Raw genomic sequence first — 25,705 nt, 5'->3', positions numbered from 1 at the left:
CTAGAAACCCTGTTAATCTCGTGCTAGCTTGTTGCTGCCGGTCGCTGCAGACCGGCGCCCACCCCTGAGTCAGTTCGGCCGCATCGCAGCGGTCACCCGAGGAGGCCCCGGTGAAGATCACACGAACACGCACTGCGTCACGTCGAACGGAGTCGCTCGCATGAGCGGTGCGCGGCAGGCGGAGAAGAAGCCCGCCCTCACGAAGCAGCAGAAGCGCGCGGTCGCCGGAGGGTCCATCGGCACCCTCATGGAGTACTTCGACTACTACCTCTACGGTCTCGCGGCGGCCGCCGTGTTCCCCGCGATCTTCTTCGCCTCCAACGATCCGTTCCTGGCGCAGATCTACTCCTTCGGCACCTTTGCCGTCGGCTTCTTCTTCCGCCCGCTCGGCGGCATCGTCTTCGGTTACATCGGTGACCGCATGGGCCGGAAGCCGGCGCTGCTCATCACCGTCATCGGAATGGGCCTCACCACCGCGGCGATCGGCCTCATCCCGCCCGAGGCGATGATCGGCGCGACCGCCCCGATCCTCCTCATCGTGCTGCGCTCGTTCCAGGGCCTGTTCGTCGGCGGCGAGATGGGCGGAGCCGCCACGATCGTCGTCGAGCACGCACCGCCGAAGCGGCGCGGTCTCTTCGGCGCGTTCCTCATCTCGGGCGCCGGTATCGCGAACCTCGCCTCGGCCGGCGCCATGTCCGCGCTCGGTGCAGGCCCCGAGTCGTTCTTCATGACGTGGGGCTGGCGCATTCCCTTCTGGTTCGCCCTCGTGCTCGCGATCATCGCGATCCTGCTCCGCAGCAAGCTCGAGGAGTCCGAGGAGTTCAAGACGCACACGAAGACCCTGCAGGTGCAGGGCGTGAAGCCGAAGTCGCCGCTCATCGAGGTGTTCCGGCACCCGAAGAACACCATCCTCGGAATCCTCATCGGCCTCCCCCAGTCGATCGCGGGCTACCTGGTGCTCACGTACGGGCTCGCGTTCATCGTGGCATCGGGCACTCCGGCGCAGGTGGGCTTCATCGGCACCATGATCGTCGGGTTCCTGCAGATCTTCGTCGCGCCGGCCTACGGCGCGCTCTCCGACAAGCTCGGACGGCGCACCGTGTACATCGCCGGCTGCATCGGCTTCGCGATCCTCATCTGGCCGGCATTCATGCTCTATGAGACCCACAACCAGTGGCTCATCTGGCTCGGCATGATCATCGGCTTCGTGATTCCCGGCATCGCCATGCAGGGCACCCTCCACACCATGCTCACCGAGATGTTCGACGTCGAGCAGCGCATCACCGGCGTGAACATCGGCTACCAGCTGTCGAACACCCTCGGCGGCGGACTGGCGCCCCTCATCGCTACAGCGCTGGTCGGCTGGGCGAGCGGCGCATTCTGGCCGATGGCGCTGTACGCCGGCGTGATCTGCATCATCGGCGCTGTCACCACCGCGGCGGCGACGATTCGCCCGGCGACCGAGAACGCGGGCCGCATCCACGAGCTGAAGCTGGACGGCAAGTGACTCGGGTACTCATCAGCGGTGGACTCGTCGTCGACGGCGAGTCCACCGCTCCCGTGCGGGCGGACGTGCTCGTCGAGGGCGAGCGGATCGCGGCGATCTCCGCAGACCTCTCGGCCACGGGCGACGACCTCACCGTGATCGACGCGTCCGGGCGGCTCGTGATGCCGGGATTCATCGACGCGCACGCGCACGCCGAGGGCGCGGTCTTCGACCCCGAAGTGCAACTCGCGCTCCTCCGCCAGGGAATCACGACGGTCATCGGCGGGCAGGACGGCGTCTCGTACGCGCCTGGCGATGGCCGGTACGCGACCGAGTACTTCGCCGCCATCAACGGGCCGCACCCGACGTATCGGGGGTCCAGCGTCGCAGACCTGCTCCGCACCTACGACGGCGAGATCCCGTTGGGCGTCGCCTACGTGATCCCGGCGGGCACCGTGCGCCACGAGGTCATGGGCTCCGCCCAGCGCCCCGCCACCGCCGACGAACGCGCACGCATGGCGGAACTCGTGCGCGCGGGCATCGCCGATGGCGCCGTCGGTTTGTCGACGGGCCTGGACTACGTTCCCGGCCTGTTCGCCGATGCCGAGGAGATCGCAGCGCTCTGCGCGCCGCTGTCGGATGCGCAACTCCCCTACGTCACGCACATGCGGGGCGGCTACGAGGACAACGCGGAGTTCGGCGTCGACGAGGTGGCCCGCATCGGCCTCACCGCCGGCGTGCCCGTGCACATCTCGCACTTCCACACCTCAGCGGATGAGGCCTGGCGCCTCATGTCCTGGCTCGCCGAGCGCGGGGTGAGCGCCACCTTCGACGCCTACCCCTACACGCGCGGCTGCTCGATCCTCGGCATGACGATGCTCCCTCCCGAGTGGAACGTCGCGCCGGTCGACGACACCGTCGCGGCCCTGCAGGATCCCGCCGAGCGTGAACGCCTGCGACGCGAGTGGTTCCCCCGCGTGGCACTGAATCCGAGCCTGGGGCCCGAGTGGCCAGAACTCATCACGGTCGCGCACACCGTCGCCGCGGAGTGGGCCTGGGCGCACGGAAAGACCCTCGCAGAGATCGCAGAGGCGCGCGCCACCGACGCCATCGATGCGGCTCTCGACGTGCTCGCCGCTTCGCGTCTGAACGCGAACGCCATCATGGCGGTGCGGGATCAGCGGCCCGTCGAGGATCTCGGGCGCCTCATCGCCCACCCCGCGCACCTCGGCGGATCCGACGGGATCTTCATCGGCTCCCACCCGCACCCGCGGGCTCGCGGCACCTTCGCGACGTACCTCGCGACCTACGTCAGGGAACGCGAGTTCCTGACCTGGGCCGAGGCCGCGCATCACCTGTCCACGGGGCCGGCGGATCGGTTCCACCTCGGCGACCGCGGTAGACTCCGACCCGGCAGCATCGCCGACATCGCGATCATCGACCCCGAACACGTGCGCGACACGGCGACCTACGCGGAGCCGAGGGGGCTCGCCGTGGGCATCGACGACGTGCTCGTCGCCGGCCGGCCCGTGCTCGCGAACGGACAGCTCACGGGTGCCCGCCCGGGAGGCGGGATCCGCGCTGACGCGCGCCACCTGCCACCGCTGAGCTGATCAGACCCGACCACACAGACCCGACCTGACCATCCACCATCCAGTCACCACGAGAGGGAGAACACATGACCAACGTGACCAAGCAGGCGATCCACACGAGCGACGCCCCCCAGCCGGCGGGCCCCTACAGCCAGGGGATCCTGAGCGGCGACCTGCTCTTCACTGCGGGCTTCGGCCCCCAGGATCCACAGACCGGTGAGAAGGCGGACAACGTGGCGGATCAGACCCGTCAGACCCTCCGCAACGTGCAGGCAGTGCTCTCCCAGCACGGCGCCACCCTCGACGACGCACTGAAGGTGACGGTACACCTCTCCGACCTCGCGAACTTCGACGAGTTCAACACGGCGTACCGCGAGTTCTTCTCGGAGCCGTACCCGGTCCGCACGACGGTGGGGTCGCAGCTCGCGAACATCCTCGTCGAGATCGACCTCGTCGCGCGCGTCAGCGCATAACCACACACGAACGCCCGGGCCCCGCTGAGCGCGGGCGACCCGGGCGTTCGTGCGTCACCTCACACCGCGAGACCGACCGCGAGCGCGATGACGCCGAGGGCAGGGATCACGCCCTGCTTGAGGGCCGCCCCGCGCTTCTCGGGGCTCGAGAGCAGCAGGACCAGGCTCGCGGCGACCATCGACCCCGCACCGACGAACACGAGTGCTGCTCCGACGGCGGTGCTCCCGACGATGAACGCGACGATCCCGGCGAAGACCGCGATCGCGAGGAACAGGTTGTAGAACCCCTGGTTGAAGGCGAGTTCGCGCGTCGCCGCGGCCTCCGCCTCCGTTGTACCGAACGTCGCCCGCCCGCGCGGCGAGGTCCAGGCGAACGATTCGAGGAAGAAGATGTAGACGTGCACCAGGGCGGCGAGCCCGGTCAGCACCAGTCCGGCGATGATCATGGTCCCAGCATATGCTCCCCTGGCACCGTCAGGTCAGCGCGACAGCACAGGCCCCGACCTCACTCCCAGAGCTCGGCGAAGCGCACCTCGCGCCCGAGCACGCGCTCGGCGACTCGATGCCCTGAGCAGAGCGCGCCGGTGACCGTCGCCGGATCCTCCGCCCATGTCGCCTCGCCGGAGAGGTGCAGGGCGCCAGAGCCCAGGGGGTCCGCGAGCGTCTCGCGATCCTCGGTCCGCGCGCCCACCGCCTTGTAGGCATAGGCCCCGCGGGCGAACGGGTCATCCTGCCACCGGGTCACGGTGATCGATTCCGGATCCGCGACCGCGTCCCCGTACAGCTCACGCAGCGCGGCGAGCACGGAGTCGGCGATGCGAGCGTCGCTCCAGGCACGGGTCGCGATCGCCGCGGGCCCAGCGGCGAAGGTCAGCAGTGTCGGGGCGCCGTGCGCCTCGGTGAGGTCGTACCAGGAATGCCACCACTCCCCTGCGGACCCCTGGCGCCGGATCACGGAGACACTCGCATCCCAGAACCGCTCGGGGAACCGGAGGAAGACCTTTTCGAACGCGTTCATCTCGAGTCCCTCGAGTGCGGCGCGGTGCTGCTCGGGCAACGGTGGCTCGAATGCGAAGTCGCCGGATCGCAGCACGCCGACCGGCACCGTCACGATCGCGCGCGCAACGACGAACGTCTCACCGTCCGTGTGGACCGTCGCACCGCCCTCATGCCACTCGACGCACCGCACCTCGCGGAGGAGCCTGACGTCGATACCGTCAGCCAGTCGGGTAGCGAGCTCGTCGTACCCGTCGGGGAAGACGACTTCATCACCCTCGATGGCGTCGTCGTCGAGACCGTGGGCGTCGAGCAGGTCAGCGCTCACCCCGTACTGCTCTTCGGAGCGGTGGCGGACGAACTCCCGCACGCGCTCGGCGCGCTCAGCGTCCCAGGCGAGTTCACGCAGCGCCGCCTCCAGGGCGTCGCTGTAGGAGCTCCCGGCTTCGGCCCGCGCGACCGCACCCGCCAGCACCTCATCGAAAGCGTGCACGTCGGCGGCGAATGCCTGGCTCTCGAACGGGTCGAGCCGTTGCCCCTCGGGGCCGTAGTACGCGATCGGACGCCCGTCCGGCTGATAGCTCCCGACCGTGAACTCGAGCGTCCGGAGGCCGAACGCCTCCACAGCGTCGGCGAGCGGGTTGTTGTCGACCCCGTGGATCCATGACGCCCCGAGATCGGTGGCGGAGCCGCCCGCGCGTTCCGTGTGCAGTCGACCGCCGATCCGATCGCGCGCCTCGAGGACGACGACGCGCTGCCCCGCTCGAGCGAGCAGTCTCGCCGCCGTCAGTCCGGCGACGCCCGCGCCGATCACGACGGTGTCGAACTCTCGGTCAACCTGTGTCTGAGCCATGCTTCAGGGTACCGCTCAGCTGAACACCGCGGGGCCGCTCGTGCCGCCGTGCTGCACGTCGAGGAAAGCGATATCCTCCCCACGGACATCGAGACCGGAACGCCCAGGAGTGGGGTGGGGCTGGCAGACGATGATCGTCTCAGTCCAGCTCACGCAGATACAGCAGCATCCGGGAATCCTGCCCCGGATCCCGGTCCACGAAACCGTGCCGCTCGTAGAAGCGACGGGTGTCGGTGTCAATCTCGTCCACCCCGATGTGCATTTCGCGAGACCCGCGAGCGCGCACTCCCTCGACCGCGGCGACGAGCAGCGCCGTGCCGATGCCTCGGTCGCGGAGCGCCGGGACCACATACAGTTCCTCGAGTTGCGCGAGCGGTCCGTCGAAGTACGGGGTCGGTCGGAGCGTGAGCAGCGCGAATCCGACGGGCCGCCCGCCGTCCCGCCCCTCGGCGAGCAGCGCGATCACGGAGCGCTCAGCCAGAATCGAACGGAATTGCGACGCGAGCTCGGCAGCTGACGGCGTGGGCGTCTCAAACTCCGCATTGAAGTCGGCGAGCAGGCCGCCGAGCCGCGCGGCGTCGTCCGCGGCCGCCTCCCGCACCGCAATCTCGCCCCGAGAATCCTGCGACGGCCGCGCTTGCGTGCACGTACTGCGTCCCGGCTCGCGCGCGAAGAACGGGCGCGGCCAGGCGCCGAGCGCGAGGATCGCGAGCACGGTCTGCACGAGACCCGTCGCGAAGTAGATGCCGTGCAGCGGAGACCAGACGAGCATGATCGCGATCTCGATGAAGATCCAGATCATCATCGTCAGACCCGCTGTGGCGTGCAGTCCCCAAGCGAGATGGAATCGGCGCCACTGCCCCACGCACGCGAGTGCCTGGGTGCCGCCGACGAAGCATCCGAGAATGATGCCCGGCCAGACGTAGGAGGTGAAGACCGTACCGGCGATCCACTCCAGCGGAATCCCCATCCCGCCGCCGAACGTGAGCCCCGCCATTCCGACCAGCGCTGACGCGAGGTTGAACCCCGCCGTCCACGCCAGTGCGATGCGGAGGTGTCTCGGCACGGCTCCCACTCTCATGCGCTCAGGATACGACGCGCTCTGCCGCCGCCGCACGCGCGATATGCGAGCGGGCATGAGCGACCGCGGGAGTGAGTTCGGCGAAGAGATGCTGCGGGTGTCTGAGCGCATCGATCACGCCCATGCGTTCGAGGATCGGCAGGTGCTGATCCTGCACCCCCTTGATGATCACCGTCACGCCTCGCCGCTCGAGCGCTGCGACCACCTCGCCGAGGGTGTGACCACCCGTGGCGTCGATCACCTGGAGCTGCGAGAGGCGGAGGATCACGACGTCGACGCCGCGGTGCGCCTCGATCTGTTCGACGATCCGGTCAGCCGCTCCGAAGAAGAGGGCGCCCACGATCTTGAACAGGGCGATCCGCTCGTCACCGGGCACCGGCGCGCCTGGCAGCCGTTCGCGCAGCACCCCGCTCGTCCGGCTGAGCGCCCGCAACGCGAAGAAGGCGGCGACGGCGATGCCGATGCCGACCGCGAGGATCAGGTCGAAGCTCACGGTGATGACCGCCGTGATGATGAACACGCCCGCGTCCGCCCAAGTGGAGCGCAGGATCCGGCGCACGACCGACAGCGAGACCATGCGCGCCGCAGTCACCATGAGCACGCCTGACAGCGCGGCGAGCGGGATCAGCGACACGACATCGGCGGCGATCGCGACCACGCCCAGCAGAGCGAGGGCGTGCACGATCGCGGCGACCCGCGTCCGACCCCCGGATCGCACGTTCACTGCCGTGCGGGCGATGGCGCCGGTCGCCGGCATGCCGCCGAAGAATCCGGAGGCGATCGAGGCGAGTCCCTGCCCGACGAGTTCGCGGTCACCGTTCACGGGACCGGTGTTCGCCAGTGAACCGGCGACGCGGGCGGAGAGCAGCGACTCGATCGCCGCCAGGGCCGCCACCGCGAACGCCGGCCCGATCAACTGCGTCACAGTGCCGGGGTCCAATGCCGGAACGCTGGGCGGAGGCAGCTCGCTCGGCAGCGTACCGATCAGTGCGAGCGGCGCGCCGGAGACCACGACCGCGAGGGTCACCACGACGATCGCGATGAACGACCCCGGAATTCGCCCGTCGACCCGTGCCAGCACCAGCATGGTCGCGGCGACGACGAGCACCGCGGCGATCGGGAGGAGCGCTGCGGGCCAGGAAGCTTCCGAGACGGCCTGCAGGGCGGCGACGAGTGCGTTGGTGCTGTGCCCGGATCCGGACCCGGTGACCCCGACCGCAGCGGGCACCTGCTGCAGGAAGATGATGATGCCGATGCCGACCGTGAACCCCTCGATCACGGGCCACGGGATCACGCTCACGGTGCGCCCGAGCCTGAGGACACCGCCGATCAGCACGATGATCCCCGCCATGACGCTGACGATCGCGACCGCACCCGCGCCGTGCTGCGCCACGATCGGGGCGAGCACCACCACCATCGCGCCGGTCGGTCCGGAGACCTGCACGTTCGAACCGCCGAAGATCGCGGCGACGAGCCCCGCGACGATCGCGGTGATGAGACCCGCCTCCGCTCCCACTCCCGAGCTGACGCCGAACGCGAGCGCCAGAGGCAGGGCGACGATCCCGACCGTGACACCCGCTGCGACGTCACCGCGCCACGTCCGCCGCAGCCCCGCATAGTCGGCGCGGCTCGGCAGCAGCGTCGCGGTGGCGGCGGCGAGCCGCCTCACCGGTGCTCCGGCCCGACCGCGATCGCGGGCAGCTCGTCGACGGTGGCGAGCTGCCCGCGAGACGACTCGAGGATGTCGGTCAGTAGGGCCCGCGCCACACGCAGGAGATCGGCGACCTCGGGGAACGCCAGCCGGTAGTAAACGGTGCTCGCTCGTCGCTCCGATGCGACCAGGCGGTGACGTCGCAGTACCGAGAGGTGTTGCGAGAGGTGGGATGCCTCGAGTCCCGTTTCCGCCAGCAGCGTCGCCACCGGCACTTCCTCGCCGCCCGCGAGGATCTCCAGCACACGGATGCGATACGGATGCGCGAGCCCCTTGAAAAGGTTCGCCTTGATCTCGTACAGGGGCCGCTCTGTCAAACCGAGCACCGTCCACTCCTCCCGCCGGCCGTGGTCGCCACGGCGCACCCGTGCGATTCAACGACTTGATGAAGTCATCATATCGGACGGCACGTCGACATTCTCGGCCCCGCTGGCGTCGACGTCAGCGAGCGGCGTCCCGCGACCGGAGGTCCTTCCGCAGGATCTTCCCGGCGGCCGACTTCGGAATCTCGTCGATGAACTCGACGCGCCTGACCTTCTTGTGCGGCGCCACGTGCTCCGCGACGTACGACATCACATCGTCTGCACTGAGCTCCGCGCCCTCCGCTGCAACGATGAAGGCTTTAGGGATCTCCTGCTGGTCGTCGTCCAGCACGCCGATCACCGCGGCGTCGCGGATCCCCGGGTGGCTGAGGAGCAGCGCTTCCAGTTCCGCTGGCGCGATCTGGTAGCCCTTGTACTTGATAAGCTCCTTCATCCGGTCGACGATCGAGAAGTACCCTCCGCTGTGCACGATCGCGATGTCGCCGGTGTGGAGGTATCCCTCCGCATCGAGTGTCTCAGTGGTGGCCTCGGCGTTGTTGAGGTAGCCGGTCATCACGTTGGGTCCTGCCACCCAGAGCTCGCCAGGACGCGATTGATCCTCGCCCTCTTCGACGCCGAGAATCTCCTCCCCGGAGTCGATGTCGATGAGCTTGCAGGTGATGTTCGGAACGATCACACCGATCGAGCTGGCCGGGATGTCCGCGCGATCGGCCGGAGTGGCGTGCGACACCGGGCTGAGTTCGCTCATGCCGTATCCCTGAATCACCCGGGTGTGCAGTCGTTTCGCCGCGGCTTCGGCGGTCGCACCGTCGAGCGGGGCCGCCCCCGACAGGACGGTGTGCACCGACGAGATGTCGAACTCGTCGACGAGCGGGTGCTTCGCCAACGCCACCGCGATCGGCGGGGCGACGAACAGGAACGTGCAGCCGTAGGTCTGAATGTGCGACAGGTACGCTTGCAGGTCGAATTTCGGCATCGTCACCAGACTCGCGCGCTGGCGGAGCGCGAGATTCAAGAGCACGGTCATGCCGTAGATGTGGAAGAACGGCAGCACCGCGAGCACCCGGTCCTCTGGCGACAGCACGATGAGTTCACGGCACTGCGCCACGTTCGCGACCAGGTTGCGGTGCGTGAGCATGACGCCCTTCGGAACACCGGTGGTTCCCGACGAGTACGGCAGTACTGCGAGGTGCTCAGCCGGATCGAACTCGACCTCGGGTGCCGGGTACCGTTCGGCGAGCAGTTCTCGCAGGCTCGGGTACCCGTCGACCCCGTCGAGCACGATGATGCGCTCAGCGGGCAGCCCGACCGCCGCTGCAGCTTCGGCCGCCTGCGGCAGCAGCGGCCCCACCGTCACCAACCAGCTCGCCGAGGCGCTGGTGATCTGCTCGCCGATTTCATGGGCGGTGTAGAGCGAGTTGATGGTTGTGATGGTCGCACCGGCCCGAAGCACCCCGTGGAACACCGTCGCGAACGCCGGCACGTTCGGGCAGAGCACGGCGACCACCGACCCCACGCCGACATCCCGGGCCGCCAGAGCTCCCGCGAACCCGTCGACCTGTCCGCGCAGTTCGCCGAAGGTCGTCTCGTTCCCGGTAGCCGGGTCGATCAACGCGACCCGACCGGCATCCTCCGGTTCGAGCGATCCGAACAGATACTCGTAGACGCTCTCGTGGGGAATGTGCACGTCCGGATAGGGGCTTCTGAACACTGGGTCTCCTTTGATCCGCTGTCCCGCGCGTCGCGAGGGGATCAGTCTGCCACGACCGCATCGGAGGTCAAGATCGTCTGTAGACATCGACCTGCGATCAGTGGCGACGAGGGGCCAGCCTCTAGACCCTCTGCACGGTGATCGACCACTCGGCCGGGCCGCGCTTCACGAACTCGGTGACGGGGTACCCGTTCTCCGCGGCCCACTGGGGCAGCGAGTCGGTCGCCTGGGTGCAGTCGAAGTCGATGACGAGCTCGTCGCCGACCGGGATCTCCGCAATCGCTCGCTTGGCTTCCACGAGCGGGAAGGGGCAGACCTGGCCGACGGTTTCGAGGATGTGTTTGGTCATGGTGAGGTTCCTTTCGAGGTGGATGGGTGTGAACCGGTTCGGCGAGTTCAGCCGGATACCGCGGCTGGCGTCGGCGCCGGAGTCGTGAGCGGTCGGGCGCTGCCACCCGCACGCTGGTGGTTCATGATGAAGATGCGGGTCGCGACACCCGTTCCGATGATCATGAAGACGAGGGCGGTCCACCCTTGGAAGCTGAACGTCGCGGTGTTCACCATGGCGTTGCCGATGGTGCACCCGCCGGCCCATGCGGCACCCCACCCCATGAGTGTTCCGCCGATGATCGAGCGAACGGCGGTCCGTGCGTCGGGTACGCGAATCTTGAATTCGCCGGACGCCTTCGCCGCGATGAAGGAGCCGATCAGGAGCCCGAGGACCAGCATCACTCCCCAGTCGACGAGCTGCATGTCGCCGTTTCCGAGGAAGACGCCGATGTTCGCGGACGGGCCGGTGATGCCGAGACCCGACTCCCGCCCCGTGGCCCAAGAGAGCGGCCACGCTGCGGTGGCGATGAGTCCGATGATGACGGCGGTGACGAAGGGGTGCCACGGCTTCTCCGTGAGCAGGTGGGCGAGCCCGGTCTTCGATGCGGGAAGTCGGACTTTGGTCACACGGCGCTCGCGGGCGAGGTGACGCAGAACGGCGATCCCGACGCCGACGCCCAGCAGCAGCACCAGGATCCACGGGTTCACCCCGAGGGTCTCGTGGAAGCTCCCGTTGGCCGTCTCCACTGACCGCACCGCGTCGGTGGTCCCGGCGAGCGGGCCGAAGCGGAAGGCGGCGGCCCCGGCGATGTAGAAGATGAGGGCGAGCCAGGATCCGACCAGTCCCTCACCAGCGCGGTAGTAGGTGCCGGTGGCGCACCCGCCTGCGAGCACGATCGCGAATCCGAAGATGAAGCCGCCGAGGATCGTGCCGAGCCACGGGAAGGTGCCGCTCTGCAGCGAGATCACTCCGAACAGGTCGAGCGCGAAGACGCCGATCGATTGCACCGCGACGACCACCATGAAGGCGGTGAGCCAGCGCGTGCTGCGAAGGGTGAAGATGTCGCGGAACGCGCCGGTGACGCAGAAGCGTCCGCGCTGGAAGACGAAGCCGAGCACGGTTCCGAGGAGGAGGCCGGAAAGAATCATCGTGCCAGGCAATCAGCACCCCACACCCAACTTCAAGCAATGTGACCCATTATTACAGCGAATGAGTGGTGCGGGCGTAGCTGGCCAGGCCCGGGCTCCAACCGGGCAGGTGCGGGCCCCAGCTGGCCAGGTGCGGACCCCAGCTGGGCCAAGGAGGCGGGGCCGGCAGACGCGAGACATTCCGTCGCGGGCGGGCAGACTCGTGCCTCAGAACGGGTGCGGGTCTTGGTTCCCGTGACGCGCAGACTCCGAGAGCGACCGCATTCTCGCCCGTGCTCGCTTGCGTACGCCGGCGTCGATGCAGGAGTCCTCTTCCGAGTCTCGCCCCGCGCGACGGAAGCGCACGCGACTCGCCGGTCGATCCTGGTATGTGCGGCCGGTGGGGCTGGTCCACTCGAGCACCCCACCTGGGCGTTGCTCCACTCGCCATGGGGAGTGATGCTTCAGGGTGTGATGCCAGCGACAGAGGTGGGCGAGGTTGTCGGTGGCGGTGCGGCCGCCGAGTGCGGCGTCGACGGTGTGGTCGAGGTCGCATCCCACGGCGGGAACACGGCACCCGGGGAACCGGCAGTGCAGGTCTCGAGCCGCGAGTCGTCGTCGCATGCGCTCCGAGGGCCGGTACCGCTCCACCTCGAGGACCTCACCCCGCTCGTCGTCGACCTTCAGAATGTCCCAGTGATCGGCGATCGCCGCGAACCAGCGAGCGCTCTCCGTATCGATCGGCCCGAATCCGGCGAGGACGCCAGCGTCCGCCGAGGCGTCGCGGGCCACGGGCACGCCCGAGTCGGCGGGGGCGCCAACCCCGTGAAGCTTCGACACCGGTACCGTGACTTGCACTTTGGCCTGAAACGGCGGGTCGGGGCGCGTTTCCAGCTCACTCGGGTTCCAACCCGCGACGATCTCGACGAGGGCGTCGGCGCGTCGTTGATCGACGGTTCGGGGATCCTGAGGGAGCGCCTCCCCTGCTTCATGAGCGGCGAATTGCGTCACGCGCAGTTCACGCGCGCACTGCGTCAGGCGGGCGTGAACCGTCTTTGCGTCACGAGCCGAGAGGACCGCTTGCAGGAGAGCCATACCGTCGGAGAGCGGAGTCACGGTGACACCGCGACCCTCGTGGGCTTCGGTGTGCCGCTCGTCGATCGATCGGTCAGTGAAGCGCTCGGCGAGCTGCGCGACGTGCGGCCTGACGCGGTTGACAGATTCCGCCTCCGCATACCTGAGCGCTTCCTCTTCATATCGCTCTCGACGTTGCCCCTGGGGCACGATCCCACCGGCTTCGCAGATGGCCACTGCCCGAGGCCGATCGACTCGACCATTCGCGAGCGCTTCGTGCACTCCAGGGAAATCGCGCACCAGACTGACGGACTGCGCCACTCGCCGCTCGACGGTGCGATCGCTCAGTTGTACCGCGGCCGCGAGTTCGGCATTGGCCGTGCGATGCGCGATCTCGTGTTCGTTTCCGCTCGACATCTGCGCAGCCTCGGCGTCTGCGAGACGACTAGCCCACTCGAGAAGCCTCGCTTCCTCCGCATCAAGCCGGTCTCGGGTCGCACGAATCGACTGGAGCCCTTCGACGATCTCCGCCAGCGCAGCCCGAGCTGTCGCATCGGAGAACGGCAGTCGCGGTTCCCTTCCCCGGGGCGCGCGACGGGGCGGCGCGAACCCCTGATCGCGATCACGCCCAGCCCGCCCGCCCACCTCGCCGACCGGGCCAGCCTCGCCGTGGCGGGCCGTCCGGTGATGCGACTGGGGCGTCTGCTGCATGCCTCCATTATCCCATAATTCGAATACACGTTCGACTCTTTTCGAGAAGTTCCACAGATGGCGAAGTCTTGCGTCACGAAAGCCCCGTCCGGCAGCTACGTAGCCCCCCACAGCTTCCCCAAGAGCGAATCGAACCATACAGTAAGCAACGTGTGTCAATATCAGGACAGCTGCCCAACTACTCGCCATCGCGCCGGGACGAAGTGTCCGGTTGAAGTGCGCATCGATAATCACAATGCACGGGTGGATGCGCAGAACAAGCAGGCCCTGTCCGCACTCGCCGTCGTAGTGGTGATGCTCGGCATCGCGGCATACATTCTCTTCTTCAGAGAAGGGGCGACGGGAATCGGCGTTCCAGCAATCGACCAGCTCTTTCTCTAATCCAGACACCTGCGAGTATCGCCGAATGTATTCGCACCACCGCCCACCCTGGCACAGTGATATGGACAACGACATAGCCCGATGCGCTGACGCCAGAACGCGAGTTATGATGACGCATGCGCCCGCTCAGATACTCCATCAACGTCACCCAGGACGGCTGCGTCGATCACACGGCGATCGTTCCGAACGTCGAGATGCATCAGCACGCCGAGGCGACGATCGCACGGGCGGACGCACTGCTCTTCGGACGGGTCACCTACCAGCTCATGGAGAGCGCCTGGCGACCGCCGGCGTCGGATGAGATGCCTGATTGGACGCAGCCGTTCGCCCGCACGATCGATGCTGCACGCAAGCACGTGGTCTCCAACACGCTCGACGCCGTCGACTGGAATGCCGAGCTCATTACCGGCACCGCAACTGACATCATCGTGGCCGTCAGAGCGCTCAAGGACGAGCCGGGGACCGGGATCTACGTCGGCGGCGTCACGCTGCCGACCCTCTTGGCCGCCCACGACCTCATCGACGAGTACGAGTTCATCGTTCACCCGCGCATCGCCGGACACGGCCCGTACCTCTTCGGCGGCCTCACCGAGCCACTCGACCTCGAACCGCTCGGGAGGACGGAGTTCGCCTCGGGCGCGGTGGCGACCCGCTACGCATCGAGGCGCTGAGCCGGCCGAACTCTCAGATGCTCGGCTCCCCCAGCGACAGCATGAGTCGATTGGCCCAGTTGAAGAAGGCTCCGGCCTGGATCGCGTCGAGCTGCGAGAGTTCATCGAGCCCCACCGCACGCAGGGCCTCGAGGTGGGTGGCATCGAACCGGATCGGCGTGGCCGTCAGCGCGACCGTCGCGTCGACCAGCGCATCGAGCCGCGGTGAGATCCGTGCCGACACGCCCTCGTCGAGGAGACGCTGCACGTCGTCGCGCGAGAGCTCGTTCTCGCTCGCGGCGCGCGCGTGGACCGACGCGCAGAAGACGCACCCGTTGAATCGCGATGCGGCCGCGGCAGCGAGCTCGCGCTCCCCGCGCGGCAGGCCGGCGTCGGGGTTATGGAAGATGTCGAGGTCGGTCAGCGTCCGCTCGAGCAGCGCTTCAGGGTCGCGCGCGAGCAGCCGGAAGTACGGCATGTGCACGCGCTCGCGCTCGACGAGCGCCGTGTAGTGACGCTCCGTGAAGTCCGCAGCCGCCAGCGGTTCAAGCCACGGCTTCCAGCCGAGCTGATCCTGGGTGAAACGCGCGGGTTCGGTGACGCGCGGCGGCTGCGGCAGCGTCTCGGTGGCCGGCACCGGCGGTGTCGTCGCGGATCCGCCCGCGGCGACGACCCGGCCCTCGGCGGCGCGTGCAACGGAAGCGGCAAGCCTGGCAAACTCCTCCGCCCGGTCCGAGGTCGCCACGGCACCGGCAGCGCCCACCGCCCCGAGCCCGTGCACGACCCGCAGCTGGAAGGTCAGGAACGAGATGAGCTGCGATAGCGTGACGACCCCGGTGGTGCTCCAGCCGGCGTCGAGGAGCGATCCGAGTGCCTCGCGGCTCGCGTCGCGCGGGTGCAGCACCAGCAGGTGCGCGTGCTCGAGCGCCGCCGCGAGCCGGTCCCCGAGGGCGTAGGCGGCATCGACCGAGGAGACCCGATACTCGGGCCCCGATGTGCTCTCGGGCGCATTCTCCGCGCGGAACGCTCCGAAAGGACCCTCGCCTGACGCACGCGCGGCCTCCGCCACGATGAGCGGCTCGAGCGCATCCCCAGCTCCGGCCCCGAGATCGCGGCCGGTCTCGCGCAGGAGTGCACCGTAGAAGGCGATGGCCGCCTCCTGTCCGTGCAGTCTCGCGACGAACAGGGCCACGGCCGCACGCTCGGCGAGCGACACCTCCGCCGTGTCATCGGGCACGAACAGCGCGGCGAACGAACCCTGCGCATGCTCGCGGGCGTCATGACGACGCCGCCTTGCGGTGTCGAGCGCATCACCCGCGCCGATCCCGGCGAGGGCATCGATGATGTCGGTGTCGACCGCTGTCTCGGTCGAGGCTGCGTCCGTGCTGGTCATGAGGTGCTCCTTGTCGGGTGGCGATGTCGGGAGACGACGGCGGGTGGCGGTGTTCGGTGAACGTGCGAGGTGGCGACGCGCTCAGATGACCCAGTGGCCCGATGCGAGCGAGCGTCCGGGGATCGCGTCGATGAGGCGTTGCGTGTAGGGGTGCTCCGCGCGGGTGAAGACGCGCTCGGTCTCGCCGTGCTCGACCTGACGTCCGCGCTGCAGCACCGACACGGTGTCGGAGATCTGCCTGACGACGGCGAGGTCGTGGGAGATGAACACGTACGTGAGACCCAGCTCGGTCTGCAGCTCGGCGAGCAGGCGCAAGATCTGGGCCTGCACCGTCACATCGAGCGCCGAGACGGCCTCGTCGAGCACGACGAGCTCTGGCTCGAGGATGAGCGCTCGCGCGATCGCGACGCGCTGCCGCTGGCCACCCGAGAGCTCTCGCGGTCGGCGATGCGCGTACTCGACGGGAAGCGCCACGCGCTGGAGGACCTCGGCGACGCGCGCCGAACGTGCGCTGCGCGATCCGATGCCGAAGTTGCGGAGCGGTTCCGCGAGCGTCTGACCGAGCGTCTGCCGCGGATCGAGCGAGCCGTACGGGTTCTGGTAGACCATCTGGGTCTTCCGTCGGAACTCCCGGAGCTCGCGCCCCTTGAGGCCCGTCACTTCGAGGTCGTCGACGCGGATCGATCCGGACGTCGGCCGCGAGAAGCCCGCGATGGCGCGACCCGTCGTGGTCTTGCCCGACCCCGACTCGCCGACGATCGCGTGCGTCGTGCCCCGCGGAACCGTGAACGAGACGTCGTCGACCGCGACGAAGGGGTCGGGGCCACGCCCGAATTCCTGCCGCAGACCCCTGACCTCCAGGAGAGGAGCGGCGGCCGCCGCATCGGAGTCAGACGGCGCAGCATCGGAGCCAGAGGGCGAGGCGGCGCGCTCCCGCACTCTCGCGTGACCGAATGAAGGCGCGTCCTGCATGAGCTGCTGCGTGTAGGCGGACTGTGGGCGCGCGAGCACCCGGGCGCTCGGCCCCGTCTCCTGCACCTCACCGCCGCGCATGACCACGACGGTGTCGGCGCGATCCGCCGCGACGGCGAGGTCGTGCGTGATGAAGAGGATGCTCGTGCCGGTCTCCTCGCGCAGGCGATCCAGCAGGTCGAGCACGGTCCGCTGCACCGTGACGTCGAGTGCCGACGTCGGTTCATCGGCGATGATCAGCTCGGGGCTGTTCGCGATCGCCGCCGCGATGAGCACGCGCTGCCGCATGCCACCGGAGAACTCGTGCGGGTACTGCTTCGCCCGCTTGATCGGGTCGTCGATGCCGACCTGCTCGAGCAGGGCGTGCACGCGGTCGCGCACCTCGTCGCGGCTCGGGCGGCCGTGGATGCGGAGCGACTCGCTGATCGACTTGCCGATGGACTGCACGGGGTTGAGGGAGTTGCCCGGATCCTGAGGGATCAGTCCGATGCAGAGTCCGCGGAGGTCGCGCCAGCGCCGTTCGGGCAGCCCGACGAGCTCCGTGGTGCCGAGCCGTCGCTCGTTGAGGGTGATGCTGCCGCCGGCGATGGTGCCGTTGGAGGCGAGCAGGCCGATCGCGGACTGGGCGATGGTGGTCTTGCCCGATCCTGACTCGCCCACCACCGCCGTGACCTCGCCTGGTGCGACGTCGAAACTCACGCCGCGGACCGCGTCGACGGCACCGCGGCCGGTGCGGTACTGGACCGCAAGGTCGCGGATGCTGAGGAGCGGCTGCGCGGCTCCCGTCGTGCCGGCGTTCATCGTCTGCCTCCGCTGCGGTCGTCCGATCCGATGGCCTGGCTCAGGCGGTTCGTGGAGAGCACGATGATCACCACGACGAGTCCTGGGAGGGTCGTGAGCCACCAGGCGGTCGCCACGTAATTGCGTCCCTCGGCGATGAGCAATCCCCACTCCGGCGTCGGCGGCGGTGCACCGTAGCCCAGGAAGCCGAGCGTCGAGATCTGCAGGATCGCGGATCCGAGCTGCAGTGCCGCAAGCGCGATCACCGGCGTGAGGGAGTTCGGCAGGACGTGGCGGCCCAGCACGGTCCAGAAGGTACCGCCCGAGCCGTAGGCTGCCTCGACATACTCGCTCGCGCGGACGCTCACGACCTGGGAGCGCGACAGCCGCGCGAAGACCGCGATCGAGGTGACACCCACGGCGATTGCCGCATTGGCGGTGCCGAAGCCGAGCAGGATCACGATGCTGAGCGAGAGCAGCAGCGTCGGGATCGCGAGGAGCACATCCACGAACCGCATGAGCGCCTCGTCGACGCCGCCACCCACCGCGCCGGCGATGACGCCGATGAGCGAACCGAACACCAGGCCGACGAGCACCGCCAGCACGGCGGCCGAGATCGACTCTGATGCGCCGTAGACGACGCGGGAGAAGAGATCACGGCCCGTCGCATCGGTACCGAACCAGTGCTGCGCGCTCGGGCCCTGCAGCGCGGGCCCGACGGTCTCGGTCGGGCTGAGCGAGGTGAACAGGCTTGGAGCGACCGCCCAGAGCAGGGCGATGATGAGCACCAGCAGCGGCACGAGCACACCGGGACGGCGCACAGCGCGCCACACGCGGGCGAGCCGCGAGTCGAACCCCGAGCCCGAGGCCCGTGAGCCGCGCGTGAGATCGACGGCGGTCATCGCGGTCCCCCTTCGTTGTGCGGGCCGGTGTGCGGGCCGATGTGCGGGCCGGCCTGGGTGGCGGTGGCACCGGTGTCAGCGGCGGTCGGGCCCGCCTCTGCTGCGGTGGCGATGACGGGGACCGCGGATCCGGAACCCCCGCCGCTCCGCTGGCGGAGGCGCGCGTCGAGCACGGGGTACAGCAGGTCGACGATGAGGTTGATCGTCACGAACATGACCGTCGCGATGACCACGACCGCGAGCAGCACGGGCGTATCGCGGTTCGCCACGGCCTGCGCCGTGAGGTTGCCGACGCCCGTGCGACCGAACACGGCCTCTGTGACGATCGCGCCGCCGATCAGCTCGCCGAAGAGCAGGCCAGCCATCGTCATGACCGGCAGTAGCGCGTTCGGGGCGACGTTGCGCCAGAGCAGCCAGCTCGTGCTCGCCCCTCGCGCCTTCGCGACGGCGACGAACGGCTGCTCTCGCACCTCGTCGATGCTGCGCAGGAAGACCTGGGCGAGCGGTGCCGCGATCGGCACCATGAGCGTCAATGCCGGCAGCACGAGCGACTCGACCTCGCTCGCGCCGATCACCGGGATCAGCCCGAGCTGGAACGAGACGACCTGGATGAGCATGATGCCGACCCAGAAGACCGGCAGCGAGATGAAGAACGGCGGGATGTTCCGGAAGAGACGGCGCAGCCACACGCCCTTGCCGTAGCTCGCGGTGAACGCGATGACGACGGCGAGGAACACCGAGCCGACCAGGGCCACCGCCGCCAGCGTGAGGCTTGAGGGCAGGGACTCGGCGAGCAGATCGGATACCTTCGCCCCGCTCTGCACGGAGTAGCCGAAGTCCCCGCGCACGAACGCCCAGATGGAATCGAGGTAGCGGAGCACGAGCGGCCGATCGACGCCGTACGACGCCCGGATCTCCGCGATCTGCTCGTTCGTGAGTCCGAGCTCCGGCGCCCCGTAGCGCGCCATGATCGCGTCGCCAGGCAGCGCCGCGAGAAGGATGTACGCAGCCGTGTAGGCCAGGAACAGTACGAGGACTGCCTGGCCTACACGACGCAACAGGGCGAGCGGAGTCACTGCCCGAGCGTGACTTCGTAGAACGAGGGCCTGCCGATGGACTCGGTCATGAAGCCCTGCACCTCACTGCGCAGACCGTACACCTGGGGCTCCTCGAAGAGCGGGAGCACGTAGGCCTGATCCGTCAGGCGCTTCTGGGCCGCCGCCGAGGCCGCCTCGCGCTCCTCCGTGGTCGGCACGGACGCGATCTCGGCGAGCTGGTCGTCGAGCTCCTGGTCGAAGATCTCGTCGGTGTCGGGGTTCAGGTTCACGAGCGCGTTGCGGTTGCCCGAGAAGTACTGCGACTTGAGCACGTCGAAGTCGGCGCGGCCGACCATCGAGTGGAAGACCTGGATCGTGTCGAGGCTGCGCTGCGCCTCATCCTGCGCGACCTGGTCGCCCGGGAAGATCTCGACGCCGATGCCCACCTTGGCGAGCTGCTCCTGGATGAGCGTCACGACCTCCTTCGAGCGCGGCTGCGGCAGCGCCTCGTTGAAGGTGAGCACCAGGCGCTCGCCGTCCTTCTCGCGGATTCCGTCGGACCCGGTCTCCCAGCCCGCCTCGTCGAGCAGCTCGTTCGCCCGGTCGGGGTCGTACTCGTACGCCGACGAGGTGTCGGTGTAGCCGAGTGCGGTCTTCGCGAGAACTCCGGTCGCGAGCGGGTAGCTGTCGGTGAAGAGCGTGTCGATGATCTCCTGACGGTCCACGCCTGCGATGATCGCCTGCCGCACCTTGATGTCCTGGAGCAGCGGGTGACCGAAACGGAGATTGAGACCGTTGTTCACACCGTTGGTCGCCGCCGCGACGAGCTCGAGCCCGTCGGCCTCGAACTGGCCCTCGTCAGGCGCGGGAATGGTGCGCGCGATGTCCGCCTGACCCGAGGTCACGGTGCCGACGCGCACGCTCGCCTCGCCGGCCACGACGAAGTCGACGCCGTCGATCTGCGCCGCACCCTGGTGCTCGCGCGACGGCGGAGCCCAGTCGTAGTCCTCGCGCGTCGTGAGGTTGAGCTCGCTGCCGATCTCCTCATCGGCGACCACGAACGGCCCCGAGCCGATGATGTCGGCGGCGTTGCCCGGGCCGAACTCCTCGCTCGTGCGATCGAGAGTGTCGTTCGAGACGAGACCCGAGTTGATCGTCGAGACGGCCTGCGCGAATCCCGGTGACGAGTCGTTGAAGAAGAACTTCACGGTGCGCTCGTCGACGACCTCGCCGTGGTCGTAGTTGTTGATCGCTTCGGAGACCGGGAGGGCGCGATCGGGGTCGCCCTTCCCGAACAGGTCGAAGTTCTTCACGACGTTCTCGGCGTCGAGCGGGGTCCCGTCGGAGTAGGTGACGCCCTCGCGGAGCGTGAACGTGTACTCCGTCGCATCCTCGTTCACCTCGGGCAGCTCCTCCGCGATCCACGGCTCGAGCTCGAGGGTCTCGGGGTTCTGGTACAGAAGGCGGTCGGTGATCTGATTCAGCACCCCGCCGTTCGGGTAGAACCCGCCGGCCGGCGGGTACAGCGTGATCCACGTCTGCGGCTCGAGGTAGGTCAGGGTGCCGCCCTCGCCCTCGCCCTCGGATCCTCCACCACCCGAGCAACCCGTGAGTGCGATTGCAGTCGCCGCAATGGCACCGATCCAGGCAAGCCGGCGTTTCTTCATGGGGATTCTCCTCCGAGTGCGATGTGTGCGTTCCAGGTGCACGCAGGCTATTCTTATATGTCGCATAAGGTTTCGTGAAATCCTGCGTGTCATACGGCTTCACACTCGCCTTCGCCACTCATTCCACCCCGATCCGCTAGCACGGGAGCGTCACATTCAGTCATCCGACTCCACCCCGCACGAGCCTCCGGTCTATAACGGAGGGATGCCCGTCGACTCCCGCCCATCCATCGCGATCATCGGCGCCGGGCCCCGCGGCGCCTCACTGATCGAACGTCTCGGTGCCAACGCGCCGGCCGATGCCGACTTCGAACTCCACGTCATCGACGATGCGCCCGACGGCGCCGGGGCAATCTGGCGCACCGATCAGACCCGCGAGCTCTGCATGAACACGCTGTCCGACGCCGTGACGCTGTTCACCGAACCGTCGAGCACCGTCGCAGGCCCTGTCATCGAGGGGCCGACGCTGTACGAGTGGAGCATTCTGGCGCTGGACGGCGCGTTCCCCTCCCCCGATACCGCCGCGGTCGTCTCGCGAATTCCCGAGGCTCGGGCGGCCGCGTTCCACGCATTCCCGGTCAGGCCGGGTCTCGCGGCCGACTACCGTGCCGAGCTCGAGGAGACCCGCCCCGAGTCGCACCCGAGTCGGGCACTGTACGGCGAGTACCTCGCCTGGTGTTTCGCCCGAGCCGTGGCGCAGCTGCCCGCCAGCACGGAACTCGTCCGCCACCGCTCGCGAGCCGTCGAGATCGAGCGCGTGACGACGGGCGCCGACACCGGGCGGGAGCGCATCACGCTCGCTGACGGACGCCACGTCATCGCGGACTCGGTCATCCTCGCCACCGGCTGGATGCCGCGAACCGAGACCCCGGTCGAGACCGTCTTCTCCCGCACGCTCGCCGACCGGCCCGAGCTGACCTGGGTCCGCCCCGCGAGTCCCGTCGATCAAGACCTCTCCGAGGTTCGCGCCGGCGAGCACGTCATCATCCGCGGCCTCGGCATGGGCTTCTTCGACACCATGTCGCTGCTCACGATCGAGCGGGGCGGGCAGTTCGTTCCGGATCCGGAGGCCGATTCCGGCCTCCGCTACGTGCCCTCCGGCGAGGAGCCCGTGCTGCACGCCACGTCGCACCGCGGGGTGCCGTTCCGCGCGAAGACGCTGTACGGCTCGCTGCCCCCTGCTCCCGAGCAGCGGTTCCTGCGCGGCGGCGACTGGGCAGACCGACCCCGCCCGATCGACTTCAATCGAGAGGTCTGGCCCCGGATCGTCGCCGACGCGTACCTCGACCACGCAACCGTGCTGCACCGCACACGCCCCGAAGCGTTCGACGGCGCGCCGCTCGCCGACGTGCGCACCGCGATCGAGGGCGCGCTCGCCGAGCTGCTCGGAACCGGGGCCGGGTCACATGCGGGCCGTGCGGGCGATGACCTCACGGCGACCGCGATCCGCATCGAGGACGCCGTCGCGCCATTCATCGCCGACCCCGCCGATCGCTTCGACCTGCCGGGCGAGATGCAGCCGGTGCACCGGGAGTTCGACTCCCCCGCCGAGTTCGACGCCTGGGTCGTCGCGCGCACCACCGCCGACCTGCGCGAGGCCGAGCTCGGGTGGGACAGCGCCGTGAAGGCAGGGCTCTGGTCGATCAGCGCGGCGCGCGGTGCCGCTGGAGCGATCGGCGCGAACGGCGGCTTCGATGCCGAATCCCGGCGCACCGGGTTCGCGACGCTCATGGCCGTCGGCGGCATGGCCGGATCGGGGCCACCGGCGTTCCGCAACCGGCAGCTGCTCGCGCTCGTCGACGCAGGACTCGTGCACTTCATCGGACCCCGAGCGCAGGTCGAGATCGACGCGTCAGGGTTCCGGGCCGAGTCGCTCGCGGTGCCGGGATCCGCGCTCCACAGCCGCGTGCTCATCGACGCGTGGATGCACTTCCACGACCTCGCCGAGACCGCTGACCCCATGGCCGAGCGCCTGCTCGAGTCGGGGCGCGCCAGGGTCTTCACGGTGCCCTCGCGCGAGCCCGACGCGACGACACGTACGGGCGGGTTCGAGATCGATCCTTCGACGGGACTGCTCATCGGCGCGGACGGTGCACGCGACGGCGCGATCCACGTCGCCGGGATCCCGATCGATGAGCAGCTGCACGGCATGATCATCAGCCCGATGCCCGGAACCGACCCGCCGATGCTCCGCGAGACCGACCGGGTGGCGCGCAGCGCGATCCGGATCGCGACCGCGGCCCGCCACCCCGGCGCCCCCGCGCCCACCGACCTCCAGGGAGCCCTGCATGTCTGACGCACGACCCGTCGCCCTCGTCACCGGAGCCTCGAACGGCATGGGCCGGGAGATCACGCGTGATCTCGCTCGCACCCACCGGGTCATCGCGGTCGGCAGGAACGCCGAGCGCCTCGACGCCGTCGCCCTGGAGACCGGCGCGGAGCCGTGGCAGCTCGACGTCAGCGCGGACGCGGCCGAGTTCGAGCGACGCATCGGCGAGCTGGACCGACTCGACGTGCTGGTGCACGCCGCCGCGATCGGCCCGAAGTTCTCCGTGGCCGAGGCGACGGAGAACGACTGGAGCCGGACCCTCGCCGTGAACGTCACGGCACCGTCCGTGCTGACCCGTCACGCACTGCCGCTGCTGCGCGCCTCCGCTGGCACCGTCGTCTTCATCGGGTCGGGTGCAAGCACGCGGCCTGTGCCAGGCAGCGTCATCTACTGCGCTTCGAAGCACGCGCTGAAGGCGGTCGCCGACGTGCTCCGGATCGATGAGGAGCCGCACCGGATCCGGGTTGCCACCGTCGCGCCAGGGCAGACGGACACCGACATGCTGCGCAGCATGATCCCCGCGGATCAGTACCAGCCGGAGCGATACATCCAGCCCGCCTCGGTCGCAGCAACGGTTCGCTTCGTCGTCGACGCGCCGGCCGACGTCCACCTCACCGACGTAGCGGTGCGCCCCCGGCAGGAGATCGCGCGAATCTGAGGGGCGCGGCAGTGTCGAGCGCGGGAGTACGCTGATCCCTATGGCGATTCTCATCGACCCGCCCGCGTGGCCGGCGCACGGCACACTCTGGAGTCACCTCGTCTCCGACACCGATTACGCCGAGCTGCACGCGTTCGCCGCCCGACTCGGGGTGCCGCGTCGCGGCTTCGACCTCGATCACTACGACGTGCCCGCTGCACGCTACGACGATGCCGTCGCGCTCGGTGCGCGCCCCGTCACCGCGAAGGAAGTGGTGCACGGACTCCGAGACTCGGGTCTCCGTGTGCGGCAGGTCGACAAGCCCGCCATGCAGCCGGTGCGCCGGCGCGAGTACCTGGTGTCGGAGTGGGCCGACCTCGGGCAGCACGTCGGCGGTGCCGGCCCTGCCTGGCTCCGCCTCGGCGACGACCTGCTCACCCGCTGGAACGAGCCCCACCGCGCGTACCACACCGAGCGGCACCTCGAGGATGTGCTGTTCGCCCTCAACCAGATCGGGCTCGGTGGTGAGCAGGTGTCGCCGGTGACTCTGCTCGCCGCGTGGTTCCACGACGCCGTCTATCGGGGCACGCCCACCGACGAGCAGGACTCCGCCGACCTCGCCGTGCGGGAGCTCACCGCACTCGAGGTGTCGCCCGGACTCATCACGGCCGTCGGCGAGCACGTCGTCGCGACGACCCCTGGGGCCGACGTGGGGGCGGCCAGCTCGTCGCTCACCCACCTGCTCGACGCCGACCTCTCGATCTTCGCCGCATCACCGCAGCGCTACGGCGACTACACGCGGGCCGTGCGGCAGGAGTACGCGCACGTCGCCGACGCCGATTTCGCGGCGGGACGCAGCGCGATCCTGAGCCGATATCTGGACCAGCCGACGATCTACCGGAGCCCAGCGGCACAGCAGCTGTGGGAGGCGCGAGCGCGGGTGAACCTCGCGGCCGAGATCGCGTCACTCCGGGGAACATACGCGCACCGGGAGGCCTCATGATTCAGCTCGTACTCATACGCCACGGGAAGTCGGACTGGGGCGACCCCGGCCTGGCCGATCACGATCGCACACTGAACGACCGGGGGCTCCGCGATGCGCCCCGCATGGCCGAGCGGCTCGCCGCATCAGTTGTCGGGATCGAGCGGCTCCTCTCGAGCACCGCCGTGCGAGCCCGCACTACCGCGCAGATCTTCGGCGACACGCTCGGCGTCGCGCCGAAACTCGACCCCGACCTGTACCTCGCGCCCGCAGCAACGCTGTTCGAGAAGGCCGCGGTGACGGGCGCCGCCGCGGTCATGGTCGTGGCGCACGATCCAGGACTCTCCGACCTCGCCGCCACACTCTCGGGCGGCGGAATCGACCACATGCCGACCTGCGCCGTTGCCCGCTTCGTCTGGCGTTCCGGCTCATGGGATGACGTGGCCGGGCGGGTCGCCGACGAGTGGTCGTTCGACACGCCACGGGATGCCGCCGAGTAAGACTCC

General features: G+C 68.9%; 24 protein-coding genes. 9 read left to right on the top strand and 15 right to left on the bottom strand.

The features are described from left to right. The first annotated feature begins 160 nt into the window (after positions 1-160). The 3 genes from K8P10_RS07165 (at position 161) to K8P10_RS07155 (ending at position 3,551) form a co-directional block, all read left to right on the top strand. Positions 161-1,507: an MFS transporter gene (locus K8P10_RS07165; RefSeq protein WP_224781111.1), complete on the top strand. Its 1,347-nt coding sequence runs from the start codon at positions 161-163 to the stop codon at positions 1,505-1,507. Continuing rightward, positions 1,504-3,099, top strand: coding sequence for an amidohydrolase family protein (locus tag K8P10_RS07160; RefSeq protein WP_224781110.1), 1,596 nt, complete (start codon positions 1,504-1,506; stop codon positions 3,097-3,099). The genes K8P10_RS07165 and K8P10_RS07160 overlap by 4 nt, the downstream gene beginning before the upstream one ends. Before the next feature lie 65 nt (positions 3,100-3,164). Further along, complete coding sequence (locus K8P10_RS07155; RefSeq protein ID WP_224781109.1) at positions 3,165-3,551, top strand: RidA family protein; 387 nt, start codon at positions 3,165-3,167, stop codon at positions 3,549-3,551. A gap of 59 nt (positions 3,552-3,610) precedes the next feature. Here K8P10_RS07155 and K8P10_RS07150 read toward each other — a convergent pair whose 3' ends face one another. The 10 genes from K8P10_RS07150 to K8P10_RS07105 all read right to left on the bottom strand — a co-directional run bounded on the left by K8P10_RS07150 (position 3,611) and on the right by K8P10_RS07105 (position 13,469). Further along, positions 3,611-3,997 (bottom strand): DUF1304 domain-containing protein, encoded by a 387-nt coding sequence (locus K8P10_RS07150; protein WP_224781108.1) that lies wholly within the window; start codon positions 3,995-3,997, stop codon positions 3,611-3,613. A gap of 59 nt (positions 3,998-4,056) precedes the next feature. Next, positions 4,057-5,400 (bottom strand): NAD(P)/FAD-dependent oxidoreductase, encoded by a 1,344-nt coding sequence (locus tag K8P10_RS07145; RefSeq protein ID WP_224781107.1) that lies wholly within the window; start codon positions 5,398-5,400, stop codon positions 4,057-4,059. Positions 5,401-5,415: 15 nt separating this feature from the next. Next, a complete protein-coding gene (locus K8P10_RS07140) occupies positions 5,416-5,553 on the bottom strand; it encodes a hypothetical protein (RefSeq protein ID WP_224781106.1) in 138 nt (45 codons plus the stop codon). After that, positions 5,540-6,007, bottom strand: a complete 468-nt coding sequence (locus tag K8P10_RS07135) for a GNAT family N-acetyltransferase (RefSeq protein WP_224781233.1) — start codon at positions 6,005-6,007, stop codon at positions 5,540-5,542. Before K8P10_RS07135 ends, K8P10_RS07140 begins: the two co-directional genes overlap by 14 nt. 478 nt (positions 6,008-6,485) lie before the next feature. Next, positions 6,486-8,150, bottom strand: coding sequence for a SulP family inorganic anion transporter (locus tag K8P10_RS07130; protein WP_224781105.1), 1,665 nt, complete (start codon positions 8,148-8,150; stop codon positions 6,486-6,488). After that, a complete protein-coding gene (locus tag K8P10_RS07125) occupies positions 8,147-8,518 on the bottom strand; it encodes a metalloregulator ArsR/SmtB family transcription factor (RefSeq protein ID WP_224781104.1) in 372 nt (123 codons plus the stop codon). Before K8P10_RS07125 ends, K8P10_RS07130 begins: the two co-directional genes overlap by 4 nt. 115 nt (positions 8,519-8,633) lie before the next feature. Further along, positions 8,634-10,226, bottom strand: coding sequence for an AMP-binding protein (locus K8P10_RS07120; protein WP_224781103.1), 1,593 nt, complete (start codon positions 10,224-10,226; stop codon positions 8,634-8,636). Between the two features lie 121 nt (positions 10,227-10,347). Continuing rightward, entirely contained in the window at positions 10,348-10,575 is a 228-nt protein-coding gene (locus K8P10_RS07115; RefSeq protein WP_224781102.1) for a sulfurtransferase TusA family protein, read from the bottom strand. A gap of 47 nt (positions 10,576-10,622) precedes the next feature. Continuing rightward, on the bottom strand, positions 10,623-11,705 hold the full coding sequence (locus tag K8P10_RS07110) for a YeeE/YedE family protein (protein WP_224781101.1): 1,083 nt from the start codon (positions 11,703-11,705) through the stop codon (positions 10,623-10,625). 207 nt (positions 11,706-11,912) lie between these two features. Then, positions 11,913-13,469, bottom strand: a complete 1,557-nt coding sequence (locus K8P10_RS07105; RefSeq protein WP_224781100.1) for an HNH endonuclease signature motif containing protein — start codon at positions 13,467-13,469, stop codon at positions 11,913-11,915. Positions 13,470-13,712: 243 nt separating this feature from the next. On the opposite strand from K8P10_RS07105, the gene K8P10_RS07100 reads away from it, so the two are divergent. Beyond that, on the top strand, positions 13,713-13,850 hold the full coding sequence (locus K8P10_RS07100; protein WP_224781099.1) for a hypothetical protein: 138 nt from the start codon (positions 13,713-13,715) through the stop codon (positions 13,848-13,850). A gap of 116 nt (positions 13,851-13,966) precedes the next feature. Continuing rightward, positions 13,967-14,521: a dihydrofolate reductase family protein gene (locus K8P10_RS07095; protein WP_224781098.1), complete on the top strand. Its 555-nt coding sequence runs from the start codon at positions 13,967-13,969 to the stop codon at positions 14,519-14,521. 13 nt (positions 14,522-14,534) lie between these two features. Here the strand turns inward: K8P10_RS07095 and K8P10_RS07090 are convergent, their stop codons facing one another. The 5 genes from K8P10_RS07090 to K8P10_RS07070 form a co-directional block, all read right to left on the bottom strand. Next, positions 14,535-15,893: an alkylhydroperoxidase domain protein gene (locus K8P10_RS07090; RefSeq protein ID WP_224781097.1), complete on the bottom strand. Its 1,359-nt coding sequence runs from the start codon at positions 15,891-15,893 to the stop codon at positions 14,535-14,537. Positions 15,894-15,974: 81 nt separating this feature from the next. Then, positions 15,975-17,666, bottom strand: a complete 1,692-nt coding sequence (locus tag K8P10_RS07085) for an ABC transporter ATP-binding protein (protein ID WP_224781096.1) — start codon at positions 17,664-17,666, stop codon at positions 15,975-15,977. Further along, positions 17,663-18,547: an ABC transporter permease gene (locus tag K8P10_RS07080; protein ID WP_224781095.1), complete on the bottom strand. Its 885-nt coding sequence runs from the start codon at positions 18,545-18,547 to the stop codon at positions 17,663-17,665. The genes K8P10_RS07085 and K8P10_RS07080 overlap by 4 nt, the downstream gene beginning before the upstream one ends. Continuing rightward, complete coding sequence (locus K8P10_RS07075; RefSeq protein ID WP_224781094.1) at positions 18,544-19,623, bottom strand: ABC transporter permease; 1,080 nt, start codon at positions 19,621-19,623, stop codon at positions 18,544-18,546. Before K8P10_RS07075 ends, K8P10_RS07080 begins: the two co-directional genes overlap by 4 nt. Next, the gene (locus K8P10_RS07070; protein WP_224781093.1) at positions 19,620-21,251 is read right to left on the bottom strand and encodes a TIGR04028 family ABC transporter substrate-binding protein; all 1,632 of its coding nucleotides are present in this window, start codon (positions 21,249-21,251) and stop codon (positions 19,620-19,622) included. The genes K8P10_RS07075 and K8P10_RS07070 overlap by 4 nt, the downstream gene beginning before the upstream one ends. Positions 21,252-21,456: 205 nt before the next feature. On the opposite strand from K8P10_RS07070, the gene K8P10_RS07065 reads away from it, so the two are divergent. Genes K8P10_RS07065 through K8P10_RS07050 form a run of 4 tightly spaced genes read left to right on the top strand, consistent with a single transcriptional unit; the run spans position 21,457 to position 25,699 of the window. Next, positions 21,457-23,547, top strand: coding sequence for an FAD/NAD(P)-binding protein (locus K8P10_RS07065; protein ID WP_224781092.1), 2,091 nt, complete (start codon positions 21,457-21,459; stop codon positions 23,545-23,547). After that, on the top strand, positions 23,540-24,238 hold the full coding sequence (locus tag K8P10_RS07060; protein ID WP_224781091.1) for an SDR family oxidoreductase: 699 nt from the start codon (positions 23,540-23,542) through the stop codon (positions 24,236-24,238). Before K8P10_RS07065 ends, K8P10_RS07060 begins: the two co-directional genes overlap by 8 nt. Positions 24,239-24,278: 40 nt before the next feature. Continuing rightward, on the top strand, positions 24,279-25,220 hold the full coding sequence (locus K8P10_RS07055; protein WP_224781090.1) for a DUF4031 domain-containing protein: 942 nt from the start codon (positions 24,279-24,281) through the stop codon (positions 25,218-25,220). After that, on the top strand, positions 25,217-25,699 hold the full coding sequence (locus K8P10_RS07050; RefSeq protein ID WP_224781089.1) for a histidine phosphatase family protein: 483 nt from the start codon (positions 25,217-25,219) through the stop codon (positions 25,697-25,699). Before K8P10_RS07055 ends, K8P10_RS07050 begins: the two co-directional genes overlap by 4 nt. Positions 25,700-25,705: the final 6 nt, after the last annotated feature.

This window comes from Leucobacter sp. Psy1 (assembly GCF_020096995.1).
GTDB lineage: Bacteria > Actinomycetota > Actinomycetes > Actinomycetales > Microbacteriaceae > Leucobacter.
The sequence above is the reverse complement of the archived record's forward strand: the minus strand, read 5'-3'. Positions and strand labels throughout refer to the sequence as shown.

Coding starts and splice junctions, on each gene's coding strand:
- K8P10_RS07165 (WP_224781111.1), top strand. CDS start 161: ATGAGCGGTGCGCGGCAGGCGGAGAAGAAGCCCGCCCTCACGAAGCAG.
- K8P10_RS07155 (WP_224781109.1), top strand. CDS start 3,165: ATGACCAACGTGACCAAGCAGGCGATCCACACGAGCGACGCCCCCCAG.
- K8P10_RS07150 (WP_224781108.1), bottom strand. CDS start 3,997: ATGATCATCGCCGGACTGGTGCTGACCGGGCTCGCCGCCCTGGTGCAC.
- K8P10_RS07145 (WP_224781107.1), bottom strand. CDS start 5,400: ATGGCTCAGACACAGGTTGACCGAGAGTTCGACACCGTCGTGATCGGC.
- K8P10_RS07115 (WP_224781102.1), bottom strand. CDS start 10,575: ATGACCAAACACATCCTCGAAACCGTCGGCCAGGTCTGCCCCTTCCCG.
- K8P10_RS07110 (WP_224781101.1), bottom strand. CDS start 11,705: ATGATTCTTTCCGGCCTCCTCCTCGGAACCGTGCTCGGCTTCGTCTTC.
- K8P10_RS07105 (WP_224781100.1), bottom strand. CDS start 13,469: ATGCAGCAGACGCCCCAGTCGCATCACCGGACGGCCCGCCACGGCGAG.
- K8P10_RS07095 (WP_224781098.1), top strand. CDS start 13,967: ATGCGCCCGCTCAGATACTCCATCAACGTCACCCAGGACGGCTGCGTC.
- K8P10_RS07090 (WP_224781097.1), bottom strand. CDS start 15,893: ATGACCAGCACGGACGCAGCCTCGACCGAGACAGCGGTCGACACCGAC.
- K8P10_RS07085 (WP_224781096.1), bottom strand. CDS start 17,666: ATGAACGCCGGCACGACGGGAGCCGCGCAGCCGCTCCTCAGCATCCGC.
- K8P10_RS07080 (WP_224781095.1), bottom strand. CDS start 18,547: ATGACCGCCGTCGATCTCACGCGCGGCTCACGGGCCTCGGGCTCGGGG.
- K8P10_RS07070 (WP_224781093.1), bottom strand. CDS start 21,251: ATGAAGAAACGCCGGCTTGCCTGGATCGGTGCCATTGCGGCGACTGCA.
- K8P10_RS07065 (WP_224781092.1), top strand. CDS start 21,457: ATGCCCGTCGACTCCCGCCCATCCATCGCGATCATCGGCGCCGGGCCC.
- K8P10_RS07060 (WP_224781091.1), top strand. CDS start 23,540: ATGTCTGACGCACGACCCGTCGCCCTCGTCACCGGAGCCTCGAACGGC.
- K8P10_RS07055 (WP_224781090.1), top strand. CDS start 24,279: ATGGCGATTCTCATCGACCCGCCCGCGTGGCCGGCGCACGGCACACTC.
- K8P10_RS07050 (WP_224781089.1), top strand. CDS start 25,217: ATGATTCAGCTCGTACTCATACGCCACGGGAAGTCGGACTGGGGCGAC.